Source organism: Micromonospora sp. NPDC050795, from assembly GCF_044456785.1.
Lineage (GTDB): Bacteria > Actinomycetota > Actinomycetes > Mycobacteriales > Micromonosporaceae > Micromonospora.
Window position 1 is genome coordinate 1 of record NZ_JBITGE010000075.1, and the last position, 4,977, is coordinate 4,977.

Here is a 4,977-nt window from a genome sequence, read left to right on the forward strand (position 1 = left end):
CTCGCCGACTGGATCGCCACCCGCGGCTACGCCACCAGCTGACCCACCCGAGCACACACCGAAGGGCCGGACCCCACAAGGGGCCCGGCCCTTCGGCATGACCAGTCAAAGATCAGTGCTCGTTGCCCGCGCGGACCGGATCGACGTCAGAGGCCACCGCAGCCGACTGACCGTCGGAGGCCACCTCCACGCCGGACGGGCTGTCGGTCGACGTGACGCGGTGGGCGCGGCGGCGCAGCCACCAGGTGCTGCCGAGCCCGGCGAGCACCGCGAGGACCAACCCGGCCCAGGAGATGTCCTTCAGCCAGTGTTCGGCAGCCTTGCCGACCGAGTAGAGCAGGTACGTCGTGCCGAAGGCCCAGACCAACCCACCGGCCGCGTTCGCCACGAGGAAGCGGCGGTACGGCACGTGCAGCGCACCGGCGAGCGGTCCGGCGAGGATCCGCAACAGTGCCACGAACCGACCGAAGAAGACCGCCCAGACGCCGTGCCGCGCGAAGCTCTGTTCGGCACGGGCGAGTTGCGCCGGGCCCAGGTGTTTGGGGAATCGTCTGCCCAGTCGGGCAAGGAGCGGACGACCGCCGCGTCGGCCGACGGCGTACCCGACGGAGTCGCCGACGATGGCACCGAACGCCGCGGCGCTGGCCACCCACTCCGGCTCGACCACTCCGGTGGCGGCCAGCAGGGCGGAGCTGACGAGCACGATCTCTCCGGGCAACGGGACGCCCATGCTCTCGACGCCGATCACTCCGGCGACGATGAGGTAGACCACGCCCGGAGGCAGGGCCGAGAGCCAGTGCTGGACGTCGACCACTCGGCACCCCTTCCGATCCGGGCTCCGACCCTACCCCGGGACCTGGTGAACCGCCGTGCTCGCGGACACCACCCAGCCGCCATTCAGCCTCAACCGCGGGAGTCGAGGGCTGGCATCAGCCGACGAGCGGGGCGACGAACTCCAGCCGGTTGCCGTGCGGGTCGTGAGTATGGAAGCGGCGCATCCCGGGCAGTTCGTCGTCGCCCCAGACGACGTCGTACCCGGCGTCGAGCAGCCGGCCGGCAAGCATGTCGAGGTCGGGGCGGAGCAGAGCAGGGTGTGCCTTGCGGGCGGGGCGGAAGTCGTCTTCGACGCCCAGGTGCAGTTCGGCGTCGTACCCGGTGAACCAGCAACCGCCGCGGGCGGCGAGGGCCGGGGGTTTGGGTTTCTCGACCAGGCCGAGCAGGCCAGCGTAGAAGGCGCGCGATACCTCCTCGGTGCCGCGCGGACAGGCCAGCAGTACGTGGTGGATCATTGCGGTACCTCCCGTCTCGAACCCTGGCACTCGCTTGCGCATCTAGCAAGACGGACGTACGGTTTTGTTGGAAGCGGATTCGGGCGGTAAGTGTCACCTAACCTCGGCGGCACCCCGGCCGGTGCGACAGACTGCTCAGGACTACTCACGGTCGCTGGTGTGAAGGAGTACGACGTGGCGAGCCTCGACACCTTCGGTGCGAAGACCCAGCTACGCGTCGGAGACGCGAGCTACGAGATTTTCAAGATCGACAAGGTGGACGGCCACGCGCGGTTGCCGTACAGCCTGAAGATCCTGCTGGAGAACCTGCTGCGGACCGAGGACGGCGCGAACATCACCGCCGACCACATCCGCCAGCTCGGCGGGTGGGACTCCTCCGCCGCCCCGAGCGTGGAGATCCAGTTCACCCCGGCGCGGGTCCTGATGCAGGACTTCACCGGCGTGCCCTGCGTGGTCGACCTGGCCACCATGCGCGAGGCGGTGCGCGACCTGGGCGGCGATGCCAGCAAGGTCAACCCCCTCGCCCCGGCCGAGCTGGTCATCGACCACTCGGTCATCGCCGACCTGTTCGGCCGCGAGGACGCGTTCGCCCGCAACGTCGAGCTGGAGTACGAGCGCAACAGGGAGCGCTACCAGTTCCTGCGCTGGGGTCAGACCGCGTTCAACGAGTTCAAGGTCGTCCCGCCGGGCACCGGCATCGTGCACCAGGTCAACATCGAGTACCTGGCCCGCACGATCATGGAGCGGGGCGGCCAGGCGTACCCGGACACGGTGGTCGGCACCGACTCGCACACCACGATGGTCAACGGCCTGGGTGTGCTGGGCTGGGGCGTCGGCGGCATCGAGGCCGAGGCCGCGATGCTCGGCCAGCCGGTCAGCATGCTGATCCCCCGGGTGGTGGGTTTCAAGCTCTCCGGTGAGATGCCGGCCGGCACCACCGCCACCGACCTGGTGCTGACCATCACCGAGATGCTGCGTAAGCACGGTGTGGTCGGCAAGTTCGTCGAGTTCTACGGCCCCGGCGTGAGCGCGGTGCCGCTGGCCAACCGGGCCACCATCGGCAACATGTCCCCGGAGTACGGCTCCACCGTGGCGATCTTCCCGATCGACGCGGAGACGATCCGCTACCTGGAGCTGACCGGCCGGGACGCCGCGCAGGTCGCGCTCGTCGAGGCGTACGCCAAGGAGCAGGGTCTCTGGCACGACCCGGACGCCGAGCCGGAGTACTCCGAGCGCCTGGAGCTGGATCTCGGCACCATCGAGCCGTCGCTCGCCGGCCCGAAGCGCCCGCAGGACCGGGTGCCGCTGGGCAGCGCCAAGACGCTGTTCCGCTCCGCGTTGACCGACTACGTTGCCGACGACTCCGTTGGTGAGCGCGACCTCAAGCCGGGTGTCCCCCGCGAGGAGCTGCCGCGCGGCGCCAACGGCCCAGCCGACGAGGCCAGCGCCGAGTCCTTCCCGGCCAGCGACCCGCCGGCCAACGAGTTCAGCGACCCGGCCGACGAGCCGCGTGACCTGGAGACCGCGGCGGTTGGCGCGGGCGGCCGGGCCAGCAACCCGATCCGGGTCACCGGCACCGACGGCGTCGAGTACGAGCTGGACCACGGCGCAGTGGTGATCGCCGCGATCACCTCCTGCACCAACACGTCCAACCCGCAGGTGATGATCGGTGCCGCACTGCTGGCCCGCAACGCGGTGGAGAAGGGCCTGTCCCGCAAGCCGTGGGTGAAGACCACCCTGGCGCCCGGGTCGAAGGTCGTCATGGACTACTACGAGCGCGCCGGCCTCACCCCGTACCTGGACAAGCTCGGCTTCAACCTGGTCGGCTACGGCTGCACCACGTGCATCGGCAACTCGGGCCCACTGCCCGAGGAGGTGTCCGCCGCGGTCAACGAGCACGACCTGTCGGTCGTCTCGGTGCTCTCGGGCAACCGGAACTTCGAGGGCCGGATCAACCCGGACGTCAAGATGAACTACCTGGCGTCGCCGCCGCTGGTGGTCGCCTACGCCCTGGCCGGCACCATGGACATCGACCTGGCCAACGAGCCGATCGGTGAGGACTCCGAGGGCAACCCGGTCTACCTGCGCGAGATCTGGCCGAACAGCGCCGAGATCCAGGACGTCATCGCCCAGGCGATCGGCGCCACCGGTTTCAGCGCCGCGTACGCCGACGTCTTCGCCGGCGACGAGCGGTGGCAGTCGCTGCCGACCCCGACCGGCGACACCTTCGCCTGGGCGAACGACTCCACCTACGTGCGGAAGCCCCCGTACTTCGAGGGCATGCAGCAGGAGCCGAGCCCGGTCGTCGACATCTCCGCCGCCCGGGTGCTGGCCAAGCTGGGTGACTCGGTGACCACCGACCACATCTCGCCGGCCGGCGCGATCAAGGCGGACTCCCCGGCCGGCACGTACCTGGCCGAGCACGGTGTGCCCCGCCACGAGTTCAACTCGTACGGCTCCCGCCGGGGCAACCACGAGGTGATGATCCGGGGCACCTTCGCCAACATCCGGCTGCGCAACCAGCTGGTGCCCGGGGTGGAGGGCGGCTTCACCGTCAACCACCTCACCGGCGAGCAGACCTCGATCTACGACGCCTCGATGGCCTACCAGGAGGCCGGCATCCCGCTGGTCATCCTGGCCGGCAAGGAGTACGGCTCGGGCTCGTCGCGGGACTGGGCGGCCAAGGGCACGATGCTGCTGGGCGTCCGGGCGGTCATCGCCGAGTCGTACGAGCGGATCCACCGCTCCAACCTGATCGGGATGGGCGTACTGCCGCTCCAGTTCCCGGTCGACGTCACCGCCGAGTCGCTCGGCCTGACCGGCACCGAGACGTTCACCATCACCGGGGTGACCGCCCTGAACGACGGTGACACCCCGCGCACCGTGCAGGTCAGCACCGACACCGGCGTGGAGTTCGACGCCGTGGTGCGGATCGACACCCCCGGTGAGGCGGACTACTACCGGCACGGCGGCATCCTGCAGTACGTGCTGCGCCGCATGATCGCCAACTGACGTACCGACGTCACCAGGCTCCTTCCCGCCCTCGGCGGGAGGGAGCCTGCGTCGTTTCCGGGTCGCTCCCCCTTGTCGGGCCGACGGTGGGAACGCATCCGCGACGGCGCCCTGTCGCGGGCGCAGTCCCTCAATCTCATCAGGGAAGCGGCAGCATCATGGACCTGACCGGCGCTCGGTGGCGCAAGAGCAGCAAGAGTGGCAACAACGGCGGCGACTGCGTCGAGGTGGCCGACAACCTCGCGGGCGTCATCGGCGTACGCGACTCGAAAGACCCGGCCGGTCCGACGCTCGCCTTCGACAGGGCGGCGTGGACCAGGTTCGTGTCAAGGGCCAAGCGCTGCTGACCCTCCCCGCGGTCGTGTGTCGAGCGATAGATCGCGCCGATCTTGCAGTTTCGGTCGTCGACATGAGCGGTTCTGTCCCTTGTGTCGGGACAGAAAGTGCAAGATCGCGGAGCGGGGACAGACCGTGTCCGTCGATCATGGAGTTATGGTGCCTGGTTTGGCGGTTCACGGGGGCTTTGTCGCCCACCACAACTCCATGATCGGCGAGGCGGTGCCGGTCCAGATGACCGACGTACCGCTCCTAGACGAGTAAGTCCGAAGTTGGTTCAGTGGTCGTAGGCGATCAGGGATCTCGTCACGGGCTGGCCGGTGGTCCGGTTGTGCCAGAT

Annotated in this window: 4 protein-coding genes and 1 pseudogene; 3 read left to right on the top strand and 2 right to left on the bottom strand. The window is 69.2% G+C overall.

Annotated features, from left to right (window positions below; genetic code table 11):
• Positions 1–112 precede the first annotated feature (112 nt).
• Both ACIBEF_RS31905 and ACIBEF_RS31910 read right to left on the bottom strand, forming a co-directional pair.
• Positions 113–814, bottom strand: a complete 702-nt coding sequence (locus ACIBEF_RS31905) for a DedA family protein (RefSeq protein WP_396797137.1) — start codon at positions 812–814, stop codon at positions 113–115.
• 115 nt (positions 815–929) lie between these two features.
• Positions 930–1,289, bottom strand: coding sequence for a glyoxalase (locus tag ACIBEF_RS31910; RefSeq protein WP_396797138.1), 360 nt, complete (start codon positions 1,287–1,289; stop codon positions 930–932).
• Between the two features lie 159 nt (positions 1,290–1,448).
• Between ACIBEF_RS31910 and ACIBEF_RS31915 the strand changes: the two genes are divergently transcribed.
• The 3 genes and pseudogenes from ACIBEF_RS31915 (at position 1,449) to ACIBEF_RS31925 (ending at position 4,648) form a co-directional block, all read left to right on the top strand.
• A complete protein-coding gene (locus ACIBEF_RS31915) occupies positions 1,449–4,301 on the top strand; it encodes an aconitate hydratase (protein WP_396797139.1) in 2,853 nt (950 codons plus the stop codon).
• An 81-nt stretch (positions 4,302–4,382) separates the two neighbouring features.
• Positions 4,383–4,469: pseudogene (locus ACIBEF_RS31920) on the top strand (XRE family transcriptional regulator); the annotation flags it as partial.
• Positions 4,460–4,648 carry a DUF397 domain-containing protein gene (locus ACIBEF_RS31925; protein ID WP_396797141.1) on the top strand — a complete coding sequence of 63 codons (189 nt, stop codon included), beginning with the start codon at positions 4,460–4,462 and terminating at the stop codon, positions 4,646–4,648. The pseudogene ACIBEF_RS31920 and the gene ACIBEF_RS31925, both read left to right, overlap by 10 nt.
• Positions 4,649–4,977: the final 329 nt, after the last annotated feature.

What these genes read in the sequence shown, in the direction of transcription:
- ACIBEF_RS31925 (WP_396797141.1), top strand. Translation starts at nt 4,460, where the DNA reads ATGGACCTGACCGGCGCTCGGTGGCGCAAGAGCAGCAAGAGTGGCAAC.
- ACIBEF_RS31910 (WP_396797138.1), bottom strand. Translation starts at nt 1,289, where the DNA reads ATGATCCACCACGTACTGCTGGCCTGTCCGCGCGGCACCGAGGAGGTA.